Genomic DNA, 23,563 nt, shown 5'->3' on the forward strand with positions numbered 1-23,563 from the left:
GACTTCTGATGGCTCTCTCGCTCAACAAACCCAAGCTCGACAATCTCGCCGCCGACATCTGGAAGTCCGCCGAGCGCTTGCGCGGCAAGTTCAAGTCCTACGAATACCAGAGCGTCATCCTGCCCATAATCGTCATTCGCCGGCTGGAGTGCGTGCTGGTTGACTGGCGGGAGAAGAAGTCCGCCGAGGTGCTGAAAAACCGGCCCAACCTGACCGAGAAAGAGCTTGCCCGGCTGGTCAAGGATCTGGAGCTGAATCCCAGGCAGTGCCCGTTCTCGAACACCACCGACTGGACGCTACGCTCGGTCTACGAGGAAGATCACGCGCTGCTGGAGGAGAACTTCCGCGCCTACATCAATGGCTTCTCGCAGAACGTTGACGACATCATCGAGCACTTCAATTACCGCGCCACTATCGGCCTGATGGTGAAGAACAACCGGCTGGCGCCGATTCTCAACCAGTACAAGGAATTCGCCCTCGGCCCTGGCCAGCTTTCCGGGCTGGAGATGGGCTACATCTACGAGGAACTGCTGCGGCGCTTTTCGGAGCAGAGCGGTGACGAGGCCGGAGAACACTTCACGCCGCGCGAAGTCATCCGCCTGATGGTCGAGTTGCTCGACATTCCCATCCCGAACAAGCATTTCTCGATCTACGATCCCGCCAGCGGCACCGGCGGCATGTTGTCGGTGGCGAAAGAGCACCTGCTGGAACGTGCCGACACGGCGGACGAGAAGGCGCGGGTGGAGAAATACGTCACCGTTCACGGACAGGAGCTTTCTCCCACCAACTATGCCGTCTGTCAGGCCGACCTGCTGATCAAGAACGACCGGCAGGCCACCGTCCACCTCGGCAACTCGCTCATCCCGCACGAGCCGCACAGCAGGGAGCCGGGCGACCAGTGGCCGGAGACCCAATGGCGTTTCCAGCGGATGCTGAGCAATCCGCCCTTCGGCGTCACCTGGGGCGGCAAGGATGGCTACGAGAAGGAGGCCCGCAAGCTGGAGCGAACTCGCTACAAGGCCGGGATGCCGCGCGTGAACGACGGCGCGCTGCTCTTCCTGCAAACCATGCTGGCCAAGATGGCTTCGCCCGACGCGGCTGGCAACAGCGGCGGCAGCCGCATCGCCATCATCTTCAACGGCTCACCGCTTTCCAATGGCGACTGCGGCTCAGGGGAGAGCGAAATCCGCCGCTGGATTCTGGAGAACGACTGGCTCGACGGGATTGTCATGCTGCCGGACCAGCTTTTCTACAACACGGGCATCTTCACGTACATCTGGCTGCTGCGCAACGACAAACCCGCCAGCCACCAGGGCCGCGTGATGCTCATCGACGCCCGCCAGCAGTTTGAGAAGGAGCCGAAATCCTTCGGCAACAAACGCAACCGCATCACCGATGCGCATCGCGCGTGGATCGAAGAACGTTATAGCGAAGGCTGGGCCGAGGGCACCACCGACGAGCAGGTCAAGATTTTTCGGCGCGAAGACTTCGCCTACCACAAGGTCAGCGTCGTCTTCTGGCAGACCGATGAGCACGACCAGCCGGCCATCGTGACCGAGCCTTACCAGAAGACCTTCAGCGCCGCGAATCTGAAGAAGGAACAGGACTTCCACGCCAGCGAGCTGCGCTTCCGCGTTCGGCTGAAGGCGAGGGGTGAGGAAAAGACCGTCGAGTTCACCGTCAAAGCCAACGACAACGCCGCCAGGAAGTTCAGGGAAGCGCTGGCCGACGCCGACGAGACGCTCGCCGTCGACTGGACGCACCGGCACTACGTGCAGGACGACGAATACATCCCGCACGGCGAGGACATCGCGGCCTTCCTGAAGCGTGAAATTGCCAAGCCGATCATCCGCTGGGAGGAGACGAAGAAGAACGGCAAGACGATCCTCGGCTACGAAATCCTGCCGAACAAATATTTTTACCGCTACCAGCCGCCGACGCCAGCGAAAGATCTCCTGGCGGAGTTCTGGCGGCTGGAGAAAGAGGCGGAGACGATGCTCGCGGGACTCGCCCGATGACAACGCCCACCGACATCACCCTGGCGATCGGCGGCGACTATCGGCAGTTCATCGAGGAACTGAATTTCTTGAATAGCTTGTTCAAGAATTGCTGCCCGCAATCCCGTGGGGCCACCACGTCGAGATCCTCAAGAAGGTCAAAGCCCCCGCCGCGCGCCTCGGGTATCTGCGCGCCACCGCCCGTTTCGGCTGGTCGCGCAATGTGCTGCTCAATCAAATCAAGGCCAGCGCCTTCAAGCTCGCCGTGACCGAGAAGAAAGCGCACAACGTCGACCTCGCCCTGCCGGAGCAGGTGCCCCAAGGGGGCTTCGTCCTCCAGCCCAGGGTAGGCCCGTCTGCGGGCCTACCCTGGGTGCCCGCCGATGGCCAGCCCAACCCCAACGGGGTTGCGTCAGAAGGGATACGTCATGCCTCAATCGTTATCCGCCGTTTATCTCCATTTGGTGTTTTCCACCAAGGATCGCCAGCCGTTCTTGCAGGCTCCAGAAGTCCGGCAGGAAATGCACGCCTATCTCGGAGGTGTATCCAAATCATTGGATTGCCCGCCAGTCATTGTCGGAGGCGTCGAAGATCATGTGCATCTTCTCTGCCGGATGGCTCGCAGCGTCACACAATCCGATTGGGTGAAGGAAATAAAACGCGTCTCCAGCATCTGGATCAAACGACGCAACCCGGCGTTGGCAGCCTTTGCGTGGCAGGCGGGATTTGGCGTTTTTTCGGTGAGCACCTCGGCACTGGAACGTACCAGCCATTACATCGCCAGCCAAGAGGAGCATCACAAACAGCGAACCTTTCAGGACGAATATCGGACCCTTCTGCAAAAATACGGCGTCGCAGCGGACGAGCGTTACGTTTGGGATTGAGGACACAACCCCGTTGGGGTTGGGCGGCTTCGATCCATATTCCCAGGTTAGGCCGTCGTTCCTCCGGCCAACCCTGGGCTGGAGGATGGAATCCCGTTGGGATAATTCCGCCTACCGGCGTCGCCCCCTATGAATTGCAGGCGGACCTGCCTGGCGAATTGAAAGGGAAACTGCCGACTGCCAGGCAACTTGCTGATATGGTGCGGGTGGAAATGGAAGGCGGGAAATAGACCTATGGCTGCACCGCTCACAATAAACGGTCAAAAGACATTTCCAACGCCTTGGCAGGAACGGATTCTAAAGCGCGGCTTCGAGGTCGTGCTCGGGAAAATGCTTCAGCCGGAGCAAGGCAAGCCAGATGAGACGGAAGAGCCTTACGTCCGTTCTGCCAATGTCCAGTGGGAAGGTGTCGATGTCTCCGACATCAAGACGATGTGGTTTGCACCACGGGAAAAAAAGGAACTCCTTCTCCGGGTCGGCGACTTGCTTGTTAACGAGGGCGGTGATGTTGGGCGCTGCGCAATCTGGACTGGGGGACTTGATGAGTGTTATTTTCAGAATGCAGTCAATCGGGTTCGTCCTCGTCAGAATGCTTCCGCCCGCTTCCTCTACTATTGGCTCTACAACATCAAACACGCAGGGTTCATTGATGCCATTGTCAGCCGCACGACGATAGCCCACCTGACTGCGGAAAAGCTCGAAGCAATTCCTTGGGCTGATGCTCCACCAATGGAGCAACAGCGCATCGCGGCGTATCTGGATGCGAGTTGCGCGGCAATTGATGCGGCGGTGGCCGCCAAACGCCGCCAACTCGAAACCCTCGACGCTCTCCGCAAATCCATCATCCACGCCTTCTTCGCTGATCACAGTGGCGCAATTAGTGAGAGGGTCAAAGACGTAGCGGCGAAGATAACGAGCGGCGTCACACCAGATGGTGGCTCTGCTGGCTATCTCGACAGCGGCATCCCGCTGATACGAAGTCAAAACGTTCATTTCGACGGTCTCCGTCTCGATGATGTGGCCTGCATTTCGGCAGAAACCCATGCAAGGATGAATGGCAGCCAAGTGAAGCCGAGAGACGTGCTGCTCAATATCACCGGGGCTTCGATTGGTCGTTGCACGTTCGTGCCCGACGGATTCGGCGAAGGAAACGTCAACCAGCACGTCTGCGTCATTCGCCCTGGCCCGTGCGCCGACCACCGATTTCTTGCCGCCTTTCTTTCGTCGCCGATGGGCCAAGATCAGATCCTTTCGACCTTCACTGGTGCGTCGCGACAGGGGCTCAGCCACAGTGACCTTGGGCTCATTCGCATTCCGTTTCCAAAGGTCAGTGTGCAACGCGAGATTGTTGCCAAGATCGAGCACCATGATTTGAAACAGCGGAGTCTCTTTGGTTGCATCGAAATCCAAATCGCGACCCTCACTGCCTACCGCAAGTCCCTGATTCACGAATGCGTCACCGGCCAGCGGCGAATCACCGAGGCAGACATCAACCGGGTCGAAGGCCATGGCTAAGAAGAAGAAGGCTCCGGAGCTGACTTTTCAGCAGCACATCGCGGATTACCTGGTCCGCGAGCACGGCTATGCCGTGCTGGAGCAGTCCGAGATTACGGACAGCGAGCACTTCATCGCCGAAGACCAGCTCTGGGCCTTCCTCAAAGCCAGCCAGGCCGACACGCTGAAGAAGCTGGTCGACGATTACGGCACCGACGCGCGCGAGGAAGTCTTCAAGGCACTGCGCAACGAACTCGAGCACACACCGCTGTGGATGCTCTTCCGCCAGGGCTTGCCGGTACGCGGGCTGGAGTTCCGTCTCTTCTATCCGAAGCCACGCTCCGCCGCGAGCGCCGCCGCCACCAAGTACGCCGAGAACCGCATCACCTTCCGACCGCACTTCTATTTCGGCGACGCGAACCACGAGATTGATTTTGTCCTCTACCTCAACGGCTTGCCCATCGTGGCGATGGAACTGAAGCACGAGGCCAATCAGAACGTGCATGACGCCGTGGCGCAATTCACCCAGCGCGACCACACACAGAATATTTTCCAGCATCCCTTCCTCTACCTCGCCGCCGACACCAGCGACGCGATGGCCGCCACCGACCCTCGCCGCGGGCAGAACTTCCGCTGGCACAACAGGGGGCTGACCAACACGCCGACGAATGCCGGCGAGTATCCCGTCGAGTTCCTTTATCGCGAGGTGCTGTCGCCTGAGCACTTGCTGGAGGCGCTTTCGTTCTTCCTCGTTCGCGTGCCCAAGCGGGAAGCCGAAGACGACAAACCGGCCCGGCCGGCCTCTACCCTCTTCCCGCGTTATCACCAAAGCCGCCTGGTGCGCCGGGTGGCGGAGGACATCACGGCCCACTTCGCGACGACGGGCGACATCGGTAAAAAGTATCTCGCCGACCATTCCGCCGGCAGCGGCAAGACGCTATCCATCTGCTGGCTGGCCGACCGGCTGCACAGCCTGTTCAAACCCGGCACCAACGAGAAGCTGGTGGACATCACCTTCATCCTCACCGATCGAAAATCGCTCGACACGAACATCCGCGAGGACATTGATCAGTTCACCCACCTTGCGGGTGTGGTCGGCATCGCGAAAAAAGCCGATGACCTGCCGCGCTTCCTCAGGGAACGGAAATCCATCATCGTCACCACGCAGCAGAAGTTTGCCTGGGTGCTGGAGGAGATTCAGCAGAACCCGGAATTGAAGACGTTGCGGGTGGCGTTCCTGATCGATGAAGCGCACCGCTCACAGGAAGGCCAGATGGGCGCGGCCATTCGCCTGCCGTTCCGCAAGGAGAGCGAACCAGACATTGAGGCACCCGAGGAGGATCTCGAAGAGCAGATCGCCAAGGTCATCCGCGAGCATGATCTGAATCAGTTGTTCGTCGCCTTCACCGCCACACCGGCACCGGTCACTGTGTCGATGTTCGGCAAGCCGTTCGACAGCTACACCGAAGCGGAGGCCATCGCCGAGGGCTACATCGTGGACGTCGCGGCGAGCATCATTTCGTACAAGACGCTCTACAATCTGCATTGCCCCATCGTCCCGACAGCGGAAGAGAACGACGGGGAGAAGCTCTACCCCAAGGGTGTCGTCTCAAGGGCGCTGCAGAACGTGGCGTTTCAGGACGACGGGCTGATCCAGTACAAGGCCGAGGTGATGCTGCGCATCTTCGAGAAAGACGTGCAGCCGCTCATCGGCGGACGCGCCAAGGCGATGATCGTCACTTCGTCGCGCGTGGCCGGGCTGCGCTATTTCAACATCATCAAGGAGAAACTCAAGGAGCGCGGCGCCGACTACAAGGTGCTCTTTGCCTTCTCGGATTTCGTCCACCCGCAGACCAACGCTGCGATCAGCGAACACGCCGTCAATGAGTTGCAGACGGGCGAGTTGATCGAAGACCGCTTCGAGGGCGACGACTACCGTATCATGGTGGTGGCCAACAAATTTCAGACCGGTTTCGACCAGCCCCTGCTTGCCGGCATGTTCCTCGACAAGCCAGTGCTGGAGCGCAACGCGGTGCAAACGGTCTCGCGGCTGAACCGCTGTCACTCCGGCAAAAAGGATGTGGTGGTCGTGGACTTCACCAACAACGCCAGACAAATCCTCAAAGCCTTCGCCAGGTATCGCAAGGGAACGCCGTTCGAGCCGGAGGAGCCGGACCAGGAAACCTGCCTGAAACTGCACGCGGAGATTCTCGCGGCGGGCGTCTTTACCCAGAAGGACGCCGGCGACCTGCTCACCCTGCTCAAGAGCGGGACCGACGCGCAGGTGCAATTCCAGGTGAATGCCCTGCGCACGCGCTTTCAGGCGAGGCTCACCGGTTGGGAAGAGCGCAAGGCGTTCGCCTACCTGCTCGCTCGCTTCGTGAAGGGCTTCCATTTCCTCGCCTGCTTTTTCACCTACCCGCCGGCGGTTCAGGAGTTCGCCACTTTCGCCGACTACGTCGGCCCGCAACTTGTCAAGGCCGGGACCGTTTCGGAACTGATGCAGCAGATTCGCGCTACCGTGGTCACCAGGGCGGCGGTGCAGTATCAGGGCGTGATGAACAGCGGCGGCCCGGTGAAGCTACAGCCCGGTACACGGAAAGGCGGCGCCGGCCCGGTGCCGGTGAAGTCGTCGGTGCAGGACATGATCGCGCAAATCCTTGCCGAACATCAAATCACCGACGACGAAGCGCTCTACATCCGAGAGGTGACCGAAGAGAAGATCGCCGATCCGGTCATCCGAGCCACCGTCCAGGCGCACCGCGGGAACGTGATCTATCTTGAAGGCCCGTACCACGGACAGGTCAACGGCGAGATCCAGACGACCTACAACTCCCGTGGACGCTATGAGGAACTCGCCGACCCGAAATACACCGACACTGGCGGTATCTTCGACATCATGGCGGTGACCGTCATCCAGACCCATTTATCCCTGGCTGCCTGAGGCCATGACTTTGCCGGACACCCCCAAGCCCTCAGTTTGGGCTGAGCACAGTCACTTGTGTTCGCCCTAACAGCTTCTTGAAATCGGCGTCGAAGGTGACCAGATGTTCGCCGAGTTGTATGACTGCCGCTGCGAGCCATGCGTCCGGGATGTCGTTGGCGGACAACTGCTCGCGGCGCGGCAATCAATACTGCCTAAGCGCTGGCGACTTCGACCAGGCAATCGTAAAACGTCGCTCCGCCCCCCATGTCCGTGAGCGCCTGGCTGGTCACCTGGTTGCAGTTGCGTCCGTCGGGCGACAGCTTGCGCCACCAGATCGAGGTGGCCATGGCGACGCCCGGTCGCACCCGGTCGGTGACCACGGCGCGGGCGTGAAATTCGCCGCGTCGGTTGAAGATGCGCACCGGGCTGGCGTCGACAATGCCGCGTGCCGAGGCGTCGGCTGGGTGAAGATGGACTGCGGGTGACCTTTCCTGCGCCAGAAAGCGCGGCGAGTTGGCAAAGCTGGTGTTCAGGAAGTTGCGCGCCGGCGGGGTGATCAGCGCCAGCGGGAACTCGGCCGCCAGCGGGCTTTGCCGCCACTCGCGCGGGGCGATGAAATCAGGAAGCGGGTCGAGGCCTTCACGAGCCAGCGATTGGCTGTAGAACTCGCACTTGCCGGAAGGCGTCGGGAAGCCGCCGTCGGCGAACGGTGCCGCGCCGCGCGGCAGGTTCAGGCGCGCGTGGCCGTCGGCCTTGAGCTGTTCCCAGGACAGGCCGGACAGACGCGGGTCGTCCCAGTCGAAGGCCTGGCGGCACAAATCGTCGTCACTGTCGGCAAAACACGCTTCCGTAAAGCCCATCCGTCGAGCCAGGCGGCGAAACAGTTCGGTGTTCGGCAGCGCCTCGCCAAGCGGATCGATGGCCGGCCGATTGACCTGCACAAACAGATGTCCGTACGACTTGTGGATGTCGAGCTGTTCCATGTGGCTGGGGGCCGGCAACACGATGTCTGCGTAGTCGGCGGTATCGGTCTGGAAAAGGTCGTGGACGACGGTGAACAGATCCTCGCGGGCGAAGCCGCGCACCACCTCGGCCGACTGCGGGGCGATTGCCACCGGGTTGCTGTTGTAGACGAACAGCGCCTTGATCGGCGGTTGCGCTTGCAGCAGGTCGCCGCCGATGGTGCTCATGTTGATCGTTCGCGGCGCCGGGCTGGGCATCAGGTCCGGTCGTTCGAGGGCGGCGGTGGCGACCGGATAGTTGCCTGAGGTCGACAGCAGGACGCCGCCGGCAGGGTGCCGCCAGGCGCCGATCAGCGCCGGCAGGCAGGCGACCGTGCGCAAGGCCATACCGCCGCCGGCGGTACGGTTGATGCCGTAGTTGGTGCGGATCGCTGCCGGGCGAGTCGTGCCGTAGTCGTGCGCCAGGTTCTCCACTTCGGCTTCACTGATGCCGCAGATCGCCGCCACCCGCGCCGGCGAGTATTGCCGGGCGCGTTCGCTGAGGGCGTCGAAGCCCAGCGTGTGGCGGGCGATGTAATCATGATCGACGAGCGCGTCGCGGATCAGCACGTGCATCAGCCCGAGCGTCAGCGCGCTGTCGGTACCTGGCAGTAGAGCGATGTGCTGGTCGCACTTGTCGGCGGTTGCCGTGCGGCAGGGATCGATGGCGATCAGGCGCGCGCCGCGCCTCTTCGCCTCTTGCGCCAGCCGCCAGAAGTGCAGGTTGGAGACGACGCTGTTCGTTCCCCACAGGATGATCAGCCGTGAATCGACGACATTCTCGGCGTCGAAACCGATGCTGCCGCCGATCGTTGCCCGGTAGCCCATCGCGCCGGCGGTGGAGCAGATCGTCCGGTCGAGTTGTGCGGCGCCGAGACGGTGGAAGAAACGACGGTCCATCGAGCCGTAGCCGAGCAGGCCGGAGTTGCCGGCGTAGCTGTAGGGCACGATCGCTTCGGCGCCATCTTCGGCGGCGATGCGGTGGAAGCGCTCGGCAATCGTCGCCAGAGCCTCGTCCCAGGAGATGCGCTCGAAGCTCACGCCCGGGCCTTTGGCGCCGACGCGACGCAGCGGGTAGAGCAGGCGGTCGCGGTGATAGATGCGCTCGGGGTAGAAAGCGACCTTGGTGCATAGCACGCCGGCAGTTGGCGGGTGATCGGAGGCGCCGGCGACCTTGATCACGCGGCCGTCGCTGACGGTCACTTCGAGGGCGCAGGTATCCGGGCAGTCGTGTGGGCAGGCGCCGCGCACGATAGTCCTGGCGGCCGGTGTCGAGGCAGGTGTGGTCATGGCGTGTCCCGAGCTGGTGTGGATGGCGAGAAGATAGCAGTTTACCTGCTCTTCCGGTGCTCTTCGCTGCTCAGTGAACGCTCTGCAGGGCGCGTATAATCATGTTTTTGTTCGCGCGAGATCCGCGGAAACCTGTTTTTTCTTTGGGAGTAGGCCAGATGGCTTTGTACGAATCCGAGCACACCAAGTTCATGCGCGAGATGATGGGTCAGCACCCGGAATGGCTTGAGGACCAGCGCCGGGGCCGGGCAATCTGGTGGGACAGGAAGGTCGATCTGAACGAGCAGAAGGCACGCCGGGAATCGACTGAAGCACATCGTTCGTATCCCTACGATGTGAATTTCGAACAGCAGTAAGCGAGCGGCGGTTTGCTCGACGGCCGGGCGTTTCTTCGTTCCTCGCCCTGCCGCCTTCTTTTATGAAAGTCGCGCGGGCTTGGGCGGGGCCGAAGACTTTGGCTCCGCTTGACTTGGCGCGTTGCCTGTTTCCCCGGCCCCTGAAGGCTTTGTCTAGTTGTTCAACGGCTTGACGACCCGCTTGACGGCCGGGTCGTCGGGGTGGGGATGAATCGTGAATCCGAGTCTGGTCATCAGATTGAACATCTTGGTGTTCATCGACAGCACGTCGCCGACAACCGTCCGATAGCCCTTGACGCGCGCGCAGTCGATCAGTGCGCTCATCAGCTTGCGGCCGACGCCATGCTTTTGCCAGTCATCAGCAATGGCCAGGGCAAACTCGACCGACTCCCCGTCCGGGTTGGCGACATAGCGTGCGACACCAATCTGGATTTCCTTTCCTTCCTCATCGAGAAGTGTCGCCACCAGAGCCATTTCGCGGTCGTAGTCGATCTGGGTGAAGCGTACCAGCATGGCTTGCGTCAGTTCGCGGATGGTATCCATGAAGCGGTAATACCTGCTTTCGTCGGACATCCCGTGGACGAAAGCCTTTTCACGCTCGGCGTCTTCCGGGCGGATCGGGCGGATGGTCACCACTCGACCATCAGGCAGTTCCCAGTCCTGAATCAGATGAACCGGGTAGGGGTGGATGGCCATGTGAGAATACCGATCGCCCGACGCAGCCGCATGATCGATCACGATGCGAGCGTCGGCTGCGATGGCGCCGTTCTCGTCGACGATCAGCGGATTCAGATCGAGTTCCTGCAGCCAGGGCAGTTCGCAGATCATTTGCGAAACGTGCAGCAGCACTTCTTCGAGCGCTTCCAGGTTGACTGGTGGCATGTTGCGAAACTCGCCGAGCAGTTTCGAGGCGCGCGTCGAAGCAATCAGGTCGCGCGCCAGAAAGCGGTTCAGCGGCGGCAGGGCGACGGCCCGGTCGCTGAACACTTCGACCTCGGTGCCACCAGCGCCGAAAGTGATGATCGGGCCAAAAACACGATCCCGGGTGACGCCGATCATCAACTCGCGGCCGTTCGGGCGCGCCAGGTAAGGCTCGATCGACAGGCCATTGATGCGTGCGGTCGGGTGCCGTTTCTTGACCGTCTCTATGATGTCGTGATACGCGTTGCGGACCGACGGAGCATTGGTGATGTTCAGCCGCACGCCGCCTACGTCGCTCTTGTGGATGATGTCGGGCGAGTCGATTTTCATGGCGATCGGAAAACCGATCTGTTCCGCCAGCAATAGCGCCTCGGTTGGCGTGTGCGCGACCATGGTTTGCGCGACCGGAATGCGGAAGGCGCGCAGGATGGCCTTTGATTCCATTTCGGAGAGGATCTTGCGGCGTTCCTGCAATACGGCCTCGATCAACATCTTGGCGCCTTCGGTTTCCGGGCGCGCATGCTTGGACAAGGGTGCCGGTGTCTGCAGGAGGAGTTTCTGGTTCCAGTAATAAGTGGAGATATGAAAGTAGAGTTCGATCGCCGTTTCCGGCATGCGGAAAGCGGGAATGCCGGACGCTTCCATCAGCGCGCGGGCCTCATGGACCTGTTCCTCGCCCATCCAGCAGGCGAGAATCGGCTTGGCGGTCAGGAGATCGACTTCGATCACCGCCTTGGCGACTTCCATCGGTTGCGTCATGGCCTGTGGCGAAAGCATGACCAGTACGCCGTCGACTTCCGGGTCTTCGGCGACGGCAAGAATCGCGTCGTGATAGCGTTTCGGCGTCGCATCACCCTCGATGTCCACCGGATTGCGTTGTGACCAGGTTGGCGGCATCGCGGCGTTGAGCGTCTGGATGGTGCTGGCCGACAACTCAGCCAGTGGAATGTCGAGATCGCCTGCGCGGTCGGCGGCCATTGCGCCCGGTCCGCCACCATTGGTGATGATCGCCAGCCGTTTCCCTTGCGGGCGGAACTTCGAGGCCAGCGCCTTGGCGGCGTAAAACAACTGACCGATGTTCTTGACGCGGACGACACCGGCCCGGCGGACGGCGGCCTCGAAAACGATATCGGAACCGGCAGCCATTCCCGAGTGCGTTTCGACGGCCGCCAGTCCACCCGCGTGGCGGCCGGCCTTGAGCAGGACGATCGGCTTGATGCGCGCGGCCGAGCGCAGCGCGCTCATGAAACGGCGGGCATCACGGATGCCTTCGACGTAGAGCAGAATGTAGTGGGTGAGGTTGTCGTAAATCAGGTAATCGAGGATCTCGCCGAAATCGACATCCGCAGTGCCGCCCAGCGAGATGACGCTGGAAAAGCCGATGCGGTTGCTGGTCGCCCAGTCGAGAACGGCTGAGCAGATCGCCCCTGATTGCGACACCAGCGCCAGATTGCCGACGTGGGCATGGACGTGGGCAAAGGTAGCGTTCAGGCCGAGGGTTGGGCGAATGATTCCCAGACAGTTCGGGCCCAGGAGGCGGACACCGTAACTGCGAGCAATTTCCATCATCTTGCGTTCGAGTGCGGCCCCCGAGTGGCCCGCTTCGGCAAAACCGGAGGTGATCACGATGGCGTTCTTGACGCCGCTGCGTCCGCATTGCTCGATGATTTTGGGGACCGTCTGTGGTCGCGTGACGACGACGGCCATTTCAACGCGGGCACTGATCTCTTCGATCGACTTGTACGCCTGCACGCCCTGGATCGTGTCGTGCGCGGTATTGATCGGATAGAGGCGTCCTTTGTAGCCCGAATCGAGAATGTTTTTGAAGAGGACATTGCCGACCGAGTTCTCGCGGTCGGAAGCGCCGATGACGGCGACTGACTTGGGTTCAAACAGAGTGGTGAGGTAGTGATGTTCTAACATGATGAGTGTCACCTCTTGTGTGCGAGGTGCGGGGCAGGTGGATGTTGCACCGCATCAATTTACCACAGATGGTCCAGAAAGTCTCTTCAAGGGAAGGCGCCAATGACCCTTGCGGAAAGTACCGTCCGAGGCGCACTGCCCGCTGCCGGCGCTTACCCGGTCGCTGTCGAACAGCCGGCGGCGAGAACGCTGTCGATCCGGATATCGGATTGCAGGGTGCGGTACATCGGGCATTTCTTGGCGATCGCCAGTAGCCCGCTACGCTGTTCGGCGGTCAGATCGCCTTCCAGGGTGATCGTCCGCGAGATTCGATCGACCTTGCCGTGTCCCTCCATTTCGATCCTGTCGTGCGCCAACTCGACGCTGACCCCGGTGAGCGGGAGCTTTTTCCGCTCGGCGTACATGCGCAGGGTGATCGAAGTACAGGCTCCGAGGCTGGCAAGCAGAAAGTCGAAGGGCGCCGGGCCGGCATCGGCGCCGCCCATCGCGACCGGCTCATCGGCCACTAGACGGTGCCGGCCAACCTGAATGGCTTGCTGGTACGGTCCCCGCCCGTTCTCGCTGACGATGACGGGTTGATGATGCTTGTCTTGTGCCATGAACTGATCTCCAGACGATCCGCGCATCATAAAGGAAGGACGGCAGCACAGGACAACTTCTTTTCAGAATGATCAGCGAGAGCAAACCCGGCGCGCGACCGCTTCAATTCCGGCCGGCGTCAGGTCGTCGGTGACCTGGTTTTGCGGCGACTCGAATCCGGCGTAGTTGCGACTCTGCGAGCGGCTGTAGAGCGGGTCATAGTGCTGTTCGAGCAGTTCAGTCACCAGTGGGCGCCACTGGCCGGCGAGTGCATAGTCTCGCCAGCGCAGGAACGTTTCGCTGCTGTGCAGACCGTGCAGTGGCTGCAGGCAGGTGTTGAGCCACTCGGGCGCGGCCAGGAAATAGTCGTAATCGCGCAGCAGGAAATCGACCCGCGCGCCGAAAGACGCTTCAATGTTCACGCATTCGCCGGCGCGCATGGTTTCGATCAGCGCCGTCGGCAGGTGCAAGGACCCGATCTTGCGGCTTTCCGCTTCGACATACACCGGACGCTGGCGGTCGAAGCCGTACACTGCGGTCAGCAAACGGGACTCGAACATCTTCTGGGATGGCTGCGGCGAGTGCGGCAGGACGCCGAGCACGGAACCCTTGTGGCAGGCGATCTCCTCGAGGTCGAGGATCTGTTCTCCGAGCTTCCCGATGGCCTGCAGGATGCGGCTCTTGCCACTGCCGGTCGCCCCGCAGATGACCTTGAGCCGCAATTGCCGGGGCTCTTCCGACAGACTCTCGATGACCAGCCGGCGATACGTCCGGTAGCCTCCCTCGAGCTGCTGGGCATCCCAGCCGATGCGCCGGAAGACGTAGGTCATCGAGCCGCTGCGCTGGCCGCCGCGCCAGCAGACGATCAGAGGTTGCCAGTGCTTCGGGCGATCGAGAAACCTGGCCTGCAGATGTTTGGCAATGTTTTCGGCCACGTGCGCCGCACCGACCTTCTTTGCGGCAAAGGGCGAGACCTGTTTGTAGAGGGTGCCGACTTCAATCCGTTGCTGGTCGTCGAGCACCGGGCAGTTGATCGACCCTGGAATGTGGTCGTCGGCAAACTCGGCCGGCGAGCGAACGTCGATGATCTCGTCGAAGGAAGAAAGCTCGTTGATCCGCTCGACGGTCGCGATGTCATGTTTCATGCCCGGCAAGCCCCTTGGTCAACAGTTCATCATTTTAGCAGCGGGGCAAGCCCATGCCAGACATTGTCGAGCAGTAGCGGCTGCGCTTCGGCCGTCGGATGCAGATTGTCGGCCTGAAACAATTGCCTCTGCGTGGCCACGCCTTCGAGGAGAAAATCGACCAGCGCTGCTTTACTGGTCCTGGCCACTTCGCCGAAGGCCTGCTGGAACTGCACCGCGTAGGCGCCATAGTTGGGCGGTATGCGCTGGCCGACGATCAGCACCTGCGCCTTGTTGTGCTGGGCGTTGGCGACGATGGTCATCAGGTTGTCGCGCATCTGCGCCACCGGCAGACCGCGCAGGCCGTCGTTGGCGCCCAGGGCGACGATGACCACCTGTGGTGTGTACCTGGCCAGCGCCGCGTCGATGCGCGCGCGGCCGCCGCTGGTCGTTTCTCCCGAGATGCTGGCATTGACGACGCTATAATCGAGCTTCTTGTCGTGCAGGCGTTTGGCCAGCAAGGCTGGCCAGGCGGTATCCTGACGAATGCCGTAGCCCGCTGAAAGCGAATCGCCGAAGACCAGTATGGTCTTTGCCGCCTGTGCCGCTGGGGCGAGCAGTATCAGTCCGGCGAGCAGCAGGCAGCTATGGTTGGGAAAACGGAGCATGGTTCGAGACGCATCGTGGGTGGTTGAAGTTCGTGATCTGGCCAAACGCGTGGATAACGGCGGCGAGTCGTTGACCATTCTGCACGAGATTTCGTTCGCCGTCGCGGCCGCTGAGACGGTGGCCATCGTTGGCGCTTCCGGCTCCGGCAAGTCGACGCTGCTCGGTCTGCTGGCTGGCCTCGACTTGCCGAGCAGCGGTTCGGTGGCGCTGGTCGGCGAGGATCTCGGTTCTCTCGATGAGGATGCTCGTGCCGTCCTGCGCGGGCGCCTGCTGGGTTTTGTCTTCCAGAGCTTCCAGTTGCTGCCGTCGCTGACGGCGATCGAAAATGTCATGTTGCCGCTTGAGCTTGCCGGCACGGCCAATGCCCGTAGCCAGGCCGACTACTGGTTGCAGCGCGTTGGGCTGGCGCATCGTCTGCGACATTACCCGAAACATCTCTCCGGCGGCGAGCAACAGCGCGTCGCGCTGGCGCGGGCCTTCGCTCCCGGTCCGCGACTGGTGCTGGCCGACGAGCCAACCGGTAATCTCGATGCGGCAACCGGGCATCAGGTCATCGAGTTGATGTTTGCGATCAACGCCGAGCGTGGGACGACGTTGATTCTGGTCACCCACGACGAGGAGATCGCGGCTCGCTGCGACCGTCGGATGCGCATGCACGCCGGGGAGCTGGAAGAGATCATCTGAGACGACAGGCCGAGCCACGTAGCCACGTAGGGTGCAATAAGCGAAGCGCAGTGCACCATGGCATGGCACCGCAGGTGTCCGGCGCAATGCCCTTTGCTTATTGCGCCCTACGCCAGTCGAGCAGGATGCCCCTGGCGGCGGCGACGCCACTGCGGACGGCGGCTTCGAGCGTGGCCGGATATTCGGCGCAAACGTAATCCCCCGCCAGCCACAAGCCGGCACGCGCTGTTCTGGCGGCCGGGCGCGGCAGGCTGGGGCGGCAGGAAAAGGTCGCGCGCCGCTCGCGGATCACCTGATGCCAGACGAGCGGCGGCAGTCGCGTGCGCAGCGCCGCGGCGAGTTCTTCCTGTAGTCCTGCGACCAGCGTCTGATTGTCGAGTCTCTCCCAGGCGCCGCGTCCACTGAGAACGAAAGCCAGCACCCCCGCCGTCCCGCACAGCGCGCCGCGATCGAAAACCCACTGGCCGAGTGGCTCGCTGCCGTGCGCAGCCAGGCCGAGCATCGGGAATGGCAGGCGTACCTGCGGTGGGTAGCCGCAATAGACCGTGCCGATCGGCTCGAAGTGGTATTCCGCCAATAGCCGTGCGCCAGCCATGGTTGCCTCGTCCCGGGCGAGCCATGTCGCCGCGTGTTGCGGGGCGACAGCGAGGACAGCCGCGTCAAAATGCTCGCCCGCCACCGTGAACCCGCCGTCGATGGCGTCCACTCGCGTCGACAGGCGGATTTCACCGCCACCTGCGCTGATGAAGTCCGCCGCGGCTGCCGGGAACAGCCGGTCGAGGTCGGCCGCCGGCAACAGCAGGTCGGTTGCCGCGCGCTCACCGCCCAGGCTGTCGCGCAGCGTATGGGCGAAAATCTGCGCCGAGGCCTGGTCGGGAGCGGTATTGAGCGCCGCCAGACAAAGCGGTTGCCACAGATAGCGGCGCAGAGTCCCGTGCTGACCATGGCGATCGAGCAGGGTCGCCACGGTGCAGTCTTCGTTGAGCCGATACCCGGTGCCCTGAAGAATGCGCATGAAACGTGCTGCACTGAGTTTCTCGGCCAGGCTGGCGCCGCGGCTGGCGAGCAGGCCAGCCGCCAGGTGCCAGGGGGCCGGCAGGCGCGGTAGCCGCAGCCGGAACGGCGCCGGCTGGCCGCCAGGGAAACAGATCTCGAGGGGCAGGCGCCTGAGTAGCCGATCGGGGTCGGCACCGACTTCCTTCATCAGGCGCAGCGTTTCGCGATAGGCGCCGACGAGGATGTGTTGGCCGTTGTCCAGTCGGCGTCCCTGGGCATCGACGCTGCGCGCCCGGCCACCGAGCTGTTTCGCCGCCTCGAAGACGGTGACCCGGACTCCCGCCCTTGACAGTTCGACAGCCGCAGACAGGCCTGCCCAGCCGCCGCCGACGATGGCTACTCTCATCCACGGACCCAGGTCCGCCAGGCGATCCACAACTTGCGTATCGGGGTCAGTGAAGTGCGTTGGGTGAGCACCTGGCAGCCATCGCGCTTGATCTCGTCGAGCAGTGTCCGGTAGATCGCCGCCATCACCAGTCCGGGACGTTGTGCGCGGCGGTCGATGGCCGGCAGTTGGTCGATCGCCTGCGCGTAATAGCTTTCGGCGCGTTCGATCTGAAACTCCATCAAGCGGCGGAAATCATCACTATGACGGGCGTTGAGAATGTCGGCGGCGGGCACTCCGAAGTGCTGCAGCTCGTCGATCGGCAGGTAGATACGGCCCATGCGCGCGTCTTCGCCGACGTCACGAATGATGTTCGTGAGCTGGAAAGCGAAGCCGAGATCGTGGGCGTACTTTTGCGTCTTGCGGTCCTGGTAGCCGAAGATCCGGGCGGCCAGCAGACCGACGACGCCGGCGACGCGGTAGCAATAGAGCGACAGCGCCTTGAAGTCCAGGTAGCGTGATTGCTGCAGATCCATCTCCATGCCGTCGATGATTTCCTGCAACTGTTCACCGGGCAGAGAGAATTCGGCGCTTGCCGATTGCAGCGCCTGAGTCACCGGGTGTTGCGCCTGGCCGGCGTCGAGGCCCGCCAACTCCTGCCGCCACCACGCCAGTTTGCTAGCGGCAACCTGCAGATCCTGGCACTCATCGACGACATCGTCGACTTCCCGGCAGAAAGCATACAGCGCTGTGATGGCCCGCCGCTGAGGCTGCGGCAGGAAGAGAAAACTGTAGTAAAAACTGGAGCCACTACGGGCAGTCTTCTGTTGGCAGTATTCGTCGGGCGTCATTCTCGATCTCGGGATGTCCACAGGGCGGCAATTCTGGCATGACTTACATGAACAGGGCGCGTTTTCCGAGGCGCAGCCAGTCGCCCGGCCCCAGTACCGGGCGGCGCTGGAAGACGTCGCCGCGCACCTGGCGAATTCGCTCCAGGATGCGCAGACCGCCTTGCACGGTCAGTCGTATCTCCCAGCCCATGCGGCCCGGCAGTTGATGAACCAGCGGCGCACCTTCATTCATCAGGCGGCGCGTCCGCTCGGTCTCGAAATCGAGCAGCGCGGCCCATTCGGGACTCCAGCGTCCGGCAGCGATCTGCGCTTCCGCAACGCCGAACCGTTCGAGGTCGGCCCGGGGCAGATAGACACGGCCCTTTTGCCAGTCGATGGCGATGTCCTGCCAGAAATTGACGAGTTGCAGGGCGCTGCAGATACAGTCCGAGTGGTGCAGGTTTTGGTTGCCGGTGCGTCCGACCAGATGCAACAGCAGGCGGCCGACCGGATTGGCCGAGCGCCGGCTATAGTCGAGCAATTCCGCGTAGTCGGCGTAGCGCTTCCTGACCACATCCTGGGCAAAGGCATCGAGGAGGTCGCGGAAAAGTGGCAAGGGCAAATGCCACTGGGCAATGATCGTCGCCAGATCCTGAAACGCCGGGCCCAGCGGGTTCTCGCCACGTTCGATACGTTCGAGTTCGTCGCGGTAGTCAGCCAGGCCTTGCAGGCGAACAGCGTCAGAAGCGTCGCCTTCATCGGCGATATCGTCGGCACCACGGGCGAAGCGATAGATGACCTCGATCGGTCGGCGCAGGCGCGGGGGAAGCAGCAGCGAGGCAACGGGAAAATTTTCGGCGTGGTTGACAGGCATCTGGGCGTAAATGGGTGATGCCGGTGGCGCTGCAGTGTCGGGTATATGCTGGAGAAGCTGACAGTATACGGCGGTCGCGGTTAAAATGCCGTACTGGCGCGAGAGCAGGGGATGGGTCGGTCGCTGTCAACCCCGTGTGGTCGCGCCTGGTAGCCAGCATCAGGCCAGCAGCACGATGGACATTGCCCAGGTGGCGAAATTGGTAGACGCAGCAGGTTTAGGTCCTGCCGCCGCAAGGTGTGGGGGTTCGATTCCCTTCCTGGGCACCAGAAATAGCAGTCCAAGGCAGTCCAAGCTTCTCGTAGGCATGCGGTACATTTACATGAACATGAACCCCTGTTCACAGTTCCAGGCGGCGCTCGCTGTCGCGGCTCGGCTCCCACGCGGGTTTTGACAACCGATTGCCGCGCGTGTGGCAAAAAACCAACAATTACTTTGTCACAATCAACGAAAGCGCACGGGGTGCTTGCTCCGGCCAGCGCCGTTTGCCAGAATCACTCCAACTTCTCGTTGTTTTCGAGAGGTCCAGTTTGGTGAAGCAGCAGATGGCTTCATCGATCTCAAACCTAGAGGAGATTCACAATGCAAAAGAAACTGATCGCACTGGCAGTTGCCAGCCTGGCCTCGGGCGCTGCTTTTGCCCAGACCAACGTCACGATGTACGGTATCGCCGATGTCGGCTATATCTATAGTTCGGGTGACGCTTACCGGGGGCCTAACGGCAACATCTCGAGCGGTAGCAACGCGTTCAGCGGTCTCCAGTCCGGCATCCTGAGCGGTTCGCGGCTGGGTTTCCGCGGTGAGGAAGCGCTGGGCAATGGCCTGAAGGCCGTGTTCACGCTCGAGTACTCGCTCAACCTTGACAACAACACCGGCGTTGGCTCCGGCACCGGCGGTCTGTATGCCCGTCAACAGTTCGTCGGTCTCTCCAGTGCCACGCTGGGTACCGTCGCCCTCGGTCGTCAGTATTCCCCCGGCTATATAGCCACAGTCAACAATGACCCGTTGGGCGGTGCTCTGGTCGAGTCGCAGTCCTACCTGAGTGCTCAGGCAAAGATGACCATCACCCCGAACAGCGCCGCGCGCTGGAATAATGCCATCACCTACACCTCCCCGAACTGGAGCGGTTTCAGTGCCAAGGGCATCTACGCGTTCGGCGAAACGGCAGCCGCCAATGGCTCGTACAACGACAAGCTCACGGACATCAACGCGAACCAGATGTTCGGTCTCGGTTTCAACTATGCCAACGGCCCGCTGAACGTCGACCTCGTCTACCAGTCGCGTATGAATGTCGTCAATGCGGACAAGAGCCTGGTCACCGGCAACTACCCCCCTGGCACCGATAACGACATCAATGAGTATTACGTCGGCGCCAGCTACGACTTCAAGATGGTGAAGATCATGGGTAGCTACCAGAAGCAGAACGACAAGAACTGGACAAACTTCGACAGCAACCTCTGGTCGCTCGGCGCGGTCATCCCGGTCCTGTCGGCCAGCAACATCCACCTGGCTTACGCTCAGCTCAACATGGATCAGAATAGCTGTGGTCTGCTGGGAACAGGGAATGGAAATGTCTGTGGGCTGACCGGCTCGACCAATTCCGCGACTCTCGCCTGGACGACGGCACTGTCGAAGCGCACCACTTTGTACGCCGGTTATGTCTGGAACGACAACGACAAGAAGAGCATCACGCCCACCACCGGTGGACTTGGTTCCAGCGCCGGTCCCGTGGCTGGTATCGGTGCCCTTGGTCAGACCAACAATACGCTGCTGGCCGGTATTCGTCACACCTTCTAATCCGGCTTCGGTCGCTTAGCTCAAACGGGCGCTTCGGCGCCCGTTTTTTTTAGCCATGCCGGTCGGAAGACGCGACACGCGCGCCCATGTGGCGGAGTTTGTCGGGGGCCAGAGTGTGGCTGTGGCATATGTGCAACAAACCATCCCCGCGTGCTTGAATGCTGCTCAGGAGGCTTGTCCCGGTCAGCGCTGTCTGCGAGAATTCAGCCATACACCGGGCTTACTGCTTTCCTGGCGGGCCGTTCGGCGAAACGATTCTTACGCTTTACGTTTTCAACCTACAGGGGATGATCGACATGAAAAGAAAGCTTATTGCGCTGGCAGTGGCCAGCCTGGCTTCGGGTGCTGCGCTAGCCCAGACCAACGTGACGATGTACGGTGTGGTCGATGCCGGCTACGTTTACAGCTCGGGTAGCGCGGGCAGCGTCCCGCCGATCTACAGCGCGACTGGCGTCTTGCTCAATCCTGCCACGGCTGGCCTCAAAATTCCCGGTACGAACAAGTTCAGCGGCCTCGCGTCGGGGATCAACTCCGGCAACCGTTTCGGCGTCAAGGGAGAAGAAGCCCTGGGCAACGGTCTCAAGGCGGTGTTCACACTTGAATATGGTCTGAACATAGACAACAACAGCGGTCTCGGCAATACCGGCGGCCTCAATGCCCGTCAGCAATTCGTCGGCCTGGCAAGCAATTACGGTACCGTCGCGCTCGGTCGTCAATATGCTCCCGGTTTTGACGCCACGGCCAACAACGATGCGCTCGAGTCGACAGACATGAGTATCCAGTCGAGCTTCAGCGCCTATGCAGGCGACACGATCACGCCGAACAGCGGTGCTCGCTTCAATAACGCGGTCACCTACACGAGCAACAACTACTCGGGCGTGACCGTCAAGGCGATCTACGGTTTTGGCGAGAGCAATCTTGGCGGCACCTATAACGACAAGATCAACAGCATTGCCGACAACGGCAAAGTCGGTTTCGGCGTCAACTACGCCAACGGTCCGATCAATCTCGATGCCGTGTATCAGTCTCGCCTCAATGCCGTCGTGGCGGACCCGTTCAATGCTGCCCTCAAAGCCCCTGGTAGTGGCAAGAGCATCAACGAATGGTACCTCGGCGGTAGCTATGACTTCAAGGTCGTGAAGCTTTACGCCAGCTACCAGGCTCTCGACAATAACAACAAGCTGGTCTATAACGGCATTGAGGACAACCAGTTGTGGACACTCGGGGTGACGGCGCCGATTGGCGCTGGCACACTTGGCCTGAGCTACGGCAAGCTGCAGATCGACAGAAGAAATGTCAGCGATGGCGATAGCTGGGGCTGGGGAACGATGTACAGCTATCCGCTCTCGAAGCGCACCGCGGTGTACGCTGCCTACACCTACATCAACAATGACAGTCACTCTCTGCCTCTCAATACGCAGAGTGCGGGTGATATCGGCCAAATCGGTGCCGTGGGCGAGAGCAACTACACCTTGGGTGCCGGAATTCGCCACAGCTTCTGACCCCGGTTCGTTCGCTTGGCAGAAAAACGGGCGCCTCGGCGCCCGTTTTTGCTTATAGTATTTGTACCCGGCGCCGCGATTCTGTATAATCTTGGCCTTTCGATCCAATCAGCAGCTTTTCATAGGGAAAAACATCCATGGCCAATAGCGCACAAGCGCGCAAGCGTGCTCGCCAAGCCGTCAAGCAACGCGCCCACAACGCCAGCCTGCGCTCCACTCTGCGCACCGCCGTCAAGCGCGTGCAGAAGGCCATCGTGGCGGGCGACAAGGCTGCCGCGCAGAGCATCTTCCAGGAGTCGGTAGCGGTGATCGACCGCATCGCCGACAAGAAGATCATTCACAAGAACAAGGCCTCGCGCCACAAGAGCCGACTCTCGGCTCACATCAAGGGCCTCGCTGCCTAGAGCCCTTGTGTAACCATGGTGGAGCAAAAGCGGCGCCTCCGAGCGCCGCTTTTGCGTCCAAGCGCTCAGCTCAAGCTGAGCTTCGGGATTTCTGCCCTGCACCCAGTCGCCCAGTCGTAGCCAGTGCCAGCCCGCACGGCCGCACGACCCCTTGCCGATACAAGGTATAATCCTGGACCAGGAGACAATATTAGATCGTGCTAATATTATCATTGTGACGGGGAATGCTATGGCTGCGGTGGTGGATATCAACATGGACATGGAACAGGCTCGCTTCAACATGATCGAGCAACAGATCCGCCCTTGGGAGGTGCTCGATCCCGAGGTGCTGGGGGTTCTTGCGCTGGTCAGACGGGAAGACTTTGTTCCGGCGGCGCACCGCGCACTGGCCTTTGCCGACCTGGAACTGCCGATTGGCCAGGGCCAGACGATGCTTGCGCCGAGAGTCGAGGCCCGTATGCTGCAGGAAGCGGGTGTCAGAAGCACCGACGTCGTTCTCGAAGTCGGCACCGGCAGCGGCCATATGGCCGCCCTTCTGGCGTCGCAGGCCGAGTACGTCCATACGGTCGAGATCGATCCGCTGCTTGCGGAAACCGCCCGGCGCAACCTGCGGCAGGCGGGAGTGACCAACGTCAGCGTCGAAACTGGCGATGCTTCACGCGGTTGGTCGGGGCCGGCACCCTACGACGTGATGGTCATCTCGGGCGCGCTGCCGGAACTGCCCGAAGCGTTCCGACAGCAACTGAAGGTGGGAGGTCGGCTCGTCGCGTTCATCGGTTCGCCGCCGGTGATCGAAGCGCAGTTGATTACGCGCACCGCCGACCAGGCCTTCAATACCATCAACCTTTTTGAAACCGTGGTCGCTCCGCTGCGCACGACGCAGCCGCGCCAGAGTTTTGTCTTCTGACGCCCGCCGGGCGATCAATG

19 protein-coding genes, 1 tRNA gene and 1 pseudogene are annotated in these 23,563 nt (G+C 61.5%); 12 read left to right on the plus strand and 9 right to left on the minus strand.

All coding sequences use genetic code 11. The annotated features are described in order from the left end of the window. The first annotated feature begins 8 nt into the window (after positions 1-8). The 5 genes and pseudogenes from ACCAA_RS12225 (at position 9) to ACCAA_RS12245 (ending at position 7,319) form a co-directional block, all read left to right on the plus strand. A complete protein-coding gene (locus ACCAA_RS12225; RefSeq protein WP_186407534.1) occupies positions 9-2,018 on the plus strand; it encodes a type I restriction-modification system subunit M in 2,010 nt (669 codons plus the stop codon). Positions 2,019-2,106: 88 nt separating this feature from the next. Beyond that, positions 2,107-2,196: pseudogene (locus ACCAA_RS22070) on the plus strand (hypothetical protein); the annotation flags it as partial. Between the two features lie 229 nt (positions 2,197-2,425). Further along, positions 2,426-2,881: a transposase gene (locus ACCAA_RS12235; RefSeq protein ID WP_186407593.1), complete on the plus strand. Its 456-nt coding sequence runs from the start codon at positions 2,426-2,428 to the stop codon at positions 2,879-2,881. A gap of 234 nt (positions 2,882-3,115) precedes the next feature. Continuing rightward, the gene (locus ACCAA_RS12240) at positions 3,116-4,396 is read left to right on the plus strand and encodes a restriction endonuclease subunit S (RefSeq protein WP_186407535.1); all 1,281 of its coding nucleotides are present in this window, start codon (positions 3,116-3,118) and stop codon (positions 4,394-4,396) included. Further along, positions 4,389-7,319: a DEAD/DEAH box helicase family protein gene (locus ACCAA_RS12245; protein ID WP_186407536.1), complete on the plus strand. Its 2,931-nt coding sequence runs from the start codon at positions 4,389-4,391 to the stop codon at positions 7,317-7,319. Before ACCAA_RS12240 ends, ACCAA_RS12245 begins: the two co-directional genes overlap by 8 nt. 31 nt (positions 7,320-7,350) lie before the next feature. Here ACCAA_RS12245 and ACCAA_RS12250 read toward each other — a convergent pair whose 3' ends face one another. Together ACCAA_RS12250 and ACCAA_RS12255 are read right to left on the minus strand one after the other, a co-directional pair. Beyond that, positions 7,351-7,503 carry a PIN domain-containing protein gene (locus ACCAA_RS12250; RefSeq protein ID WP_186407537.1) on the minus strand — a complete coding sequence of 51 codons (153 nt, stop codon included), beginning with the start codon at positions 7,501-7,503 and terminating at the stop codon, positions 7,351-7,353. A gap of 10 nt (positions 7,504-7,513) precedes the next feature. Beyond that, entirely contained in the window at positions 7,514-9,592 is a 2,079-nt protein-coding gene (locus ACCAA_RS12255; RefSeq protein WP_186407538.1) for a molybdopterin-containing oxidoreductase family protein, read from the minus strand. A gap of 158 nt (positions 9,593-9,750) precedes the next feature. Between ACCAA_RS12255 and ACCAA_RS12260 the strand changes: the two genes are divergently transcribed. Next, positions 9,751-9,948: a DUF3460 family protein gene (locus tag ACCAA_RS12260; RefSeq protein WP_186407539.1), complete on the plus strand. Its 198-nt coding sequence runs from the start codon at positions 9,751-9,753 to the stop codon at positions 9,946-9,948. A 153-nt stretch (positions 9,949-10,101) separates the two neighbouring features. Here ACCAA_RS12260 and ACCAA_RS12265 read toward each other — a convergent pair whose 3' ends face one another. The 4 genes from ACCAA_RS12265 to ACCAA_RS12280 all read right to left on the minus strand — a co-directional run bounded on the left by ACCAA_RS12265 (position 10,102) and on the right by ACCAA_RS12280 (position 15,163). Next, a complete protein-coding gene (locus tag ACCAA_RS12265) occupies positions 10,102-12,792 on the minus strand; it encodes a bifunctional acetate--CoA ligase family protein/GNAT family N-acetyltransferase (protein ID WP_186407540.1) in 2,691 nt (896 codons plus the stop codon). Between the two features lie 152 nt (positions 12,793-12,944). Beyond that, the gene (locus tag ACCAA_RS12270; RefSeq protein WP_186407541.1) at positions 12,945-13,391 is read right to left on the minus strand and encodes an OsmC family protein; all 447 of its coding nucleotides are present in this window, start codon (positions 13,389-13,391) and stop codon (positions 12,945-12,947) included. A 72-nt stretch (positions 13,392-13,463) separates the two neighbouring features. Next, a complete protein-coding gene (mnmH, locus tag ACCAA_RS12275) occupies positions 13,464-14,516 on the minus strand; it encodes a tRNA 2-selenouridine(34) synthase MnmH (protein ID WP_186407542.1) in 1,053 nt (350 codons plus the stop codon). A 29-nt stretch (positions 14,517-14,545) separates the two neighbouring features. Next, on the minus strand, positions 14,546-15,163 hold the full coding sequence (locus ACCAA_RS12280) for an arylesterase (RefSeq protein WP_186407543.1): 618 nt from the start codon (positions 15,161-15,163) through the stop codon (positions 14,546-14,548). Between ACCAA_RS12280 and ACCAA_RS12285 the strand changes: the two genes are divergently transcribed. Continuing rightward, a complete protein-coding gene (locus ACCAA_RS12285; protein ID WP_186407544.1) occupies positions 15,162-15,848 on the plus strand; it encodes an ABC transporter ATP-binding protein in 687 nt (228 codons plus the stop codon). The two genes, ACCAA_RS12280 and ACCAA_RS12285, sit on opposite strands and share 2 nt — an antisense overlap. 97 nt (positions 15,849-15,945) lie before the next feature. Here the strand turns inward: ACCAA_RS12285 and hpnE are convergent, their stop codons facing one another. Genes hpnE through hpnC form a run of 3 tightly spaced genes read right to left on the minus strand, consistent with a single transcriptional unit; the run spans position 15,946 to position 18,933 of the window. Further along, positions 15,946-17,250, minus strand: coding sequence for a hydroxysqualene dehydroxylase HpnE (gene hpnE / locus ACCAA_RS12290; protein WP_186407545.1), 1,305 nt, complete (start codon positions 17,248-17,250; stop codon positions 15,946-15,948). Then, positions 17,247-18,080 carry a presqualene diphosphate synthase HpnD gene (gene hpnD, locus ACCAA_RS12295; protein WP_186407546.1) on the minus strand — a complete coding sequence of 278 codons (834 nt, stop codon included), beginning with the start codon at positions 18,078-18,080 and terminating at the stop codon, positions 17,247-17,249. Before hpnD ends, hpnE begins: the two co-directional genes overlap by 4 nt. A 43-nt stretch (positions 18,081-18,123) precedes the next feature. Beyond that, positions 18,124-18,933 (minus strand): squalene synthase HpnC, encoded by an 810-nt coding sequence (gene hpnC, locus ACCAA_RS12300; RefSeq protein WP_186407547.1) that lies wholly within the window; start codon positions 18,931-18,933, stop codon positions 18,124-18,126. Positions 18,934-19,117: 184 nt separating this feature from the next. Here hpnC and ACCAA_RS12305 point away from each other — a divergent pair. From ACCAA_RS12305 to ACCAA_RS12325, 5 genes are all read left to right on the plus strand, one after another. Continuing rightward, positions 19,118-19,202, plus strand: a tRNA-Leu gene (locus ACCAA_RS12305). 313 nt (positions 19,203-19,515) lie between these two features. Further along, the gene (locus ACCAA_RS12310; protein WP_186407548.1) at positions 19,516-20,730 is read left to right on the plus strand and encodes a porin; all 1,215 of its coding nucleotides are present in this window, start codon (positions 19,516-19,518) and stop codon (positions 20,728-20,730) included. A 296-nt stretch (positions 20,731-21,026) separates the two neighbouring features. Next, on the plus strand, positions 21,027-22,232 hold the full coding sequence (locus ACCAA_RS12315) for a porin (protein WP_186407549.1): 1,206 nt from the start codon (positions 21,027-21,029) through the stop codon (positions 22,230-22,232). A 137-nt stretch (positions 22,233-22,369) separates the two neighbouring features. After that, positions 22,370-22,636, plus strand: coding sequence for a 30S ribosomal protein S20 (rpsT, locus tag ACCAA_RS12320; protein WP_186407550.1), 267 nt, complete (start codon positions 22,370-22,372; stop codon positions 22,634-22,636). Between the two features lie 253 nt (positions 22,637-22,889). Beyond that, positions 22,890-23,543: a protein-L-isoaspartate O-methyltransferase family protein gene (locus ACCAA_RS12325; protein ID WP_186407551.1), complete on the plus strand. Its 654-nt coding sequence runs from the start codon at positions 22,890-22,892 to the stop codon at positions 23,541-23,543. The last annotated feature ends 20 nt before the right edge of the window (positions 23,544-23,563 follow it).

It is taken from the genome of Candidatus Accumulibacter aalborgensis, assembly GCF_900089955.1.
Lineage (GTDB): Bacteria > Pseudomonadota > Gammaproteobacteria > Burkholderiales > Rhodocyclaceae > Accumulibacter > Accumulibacter aalborgensis.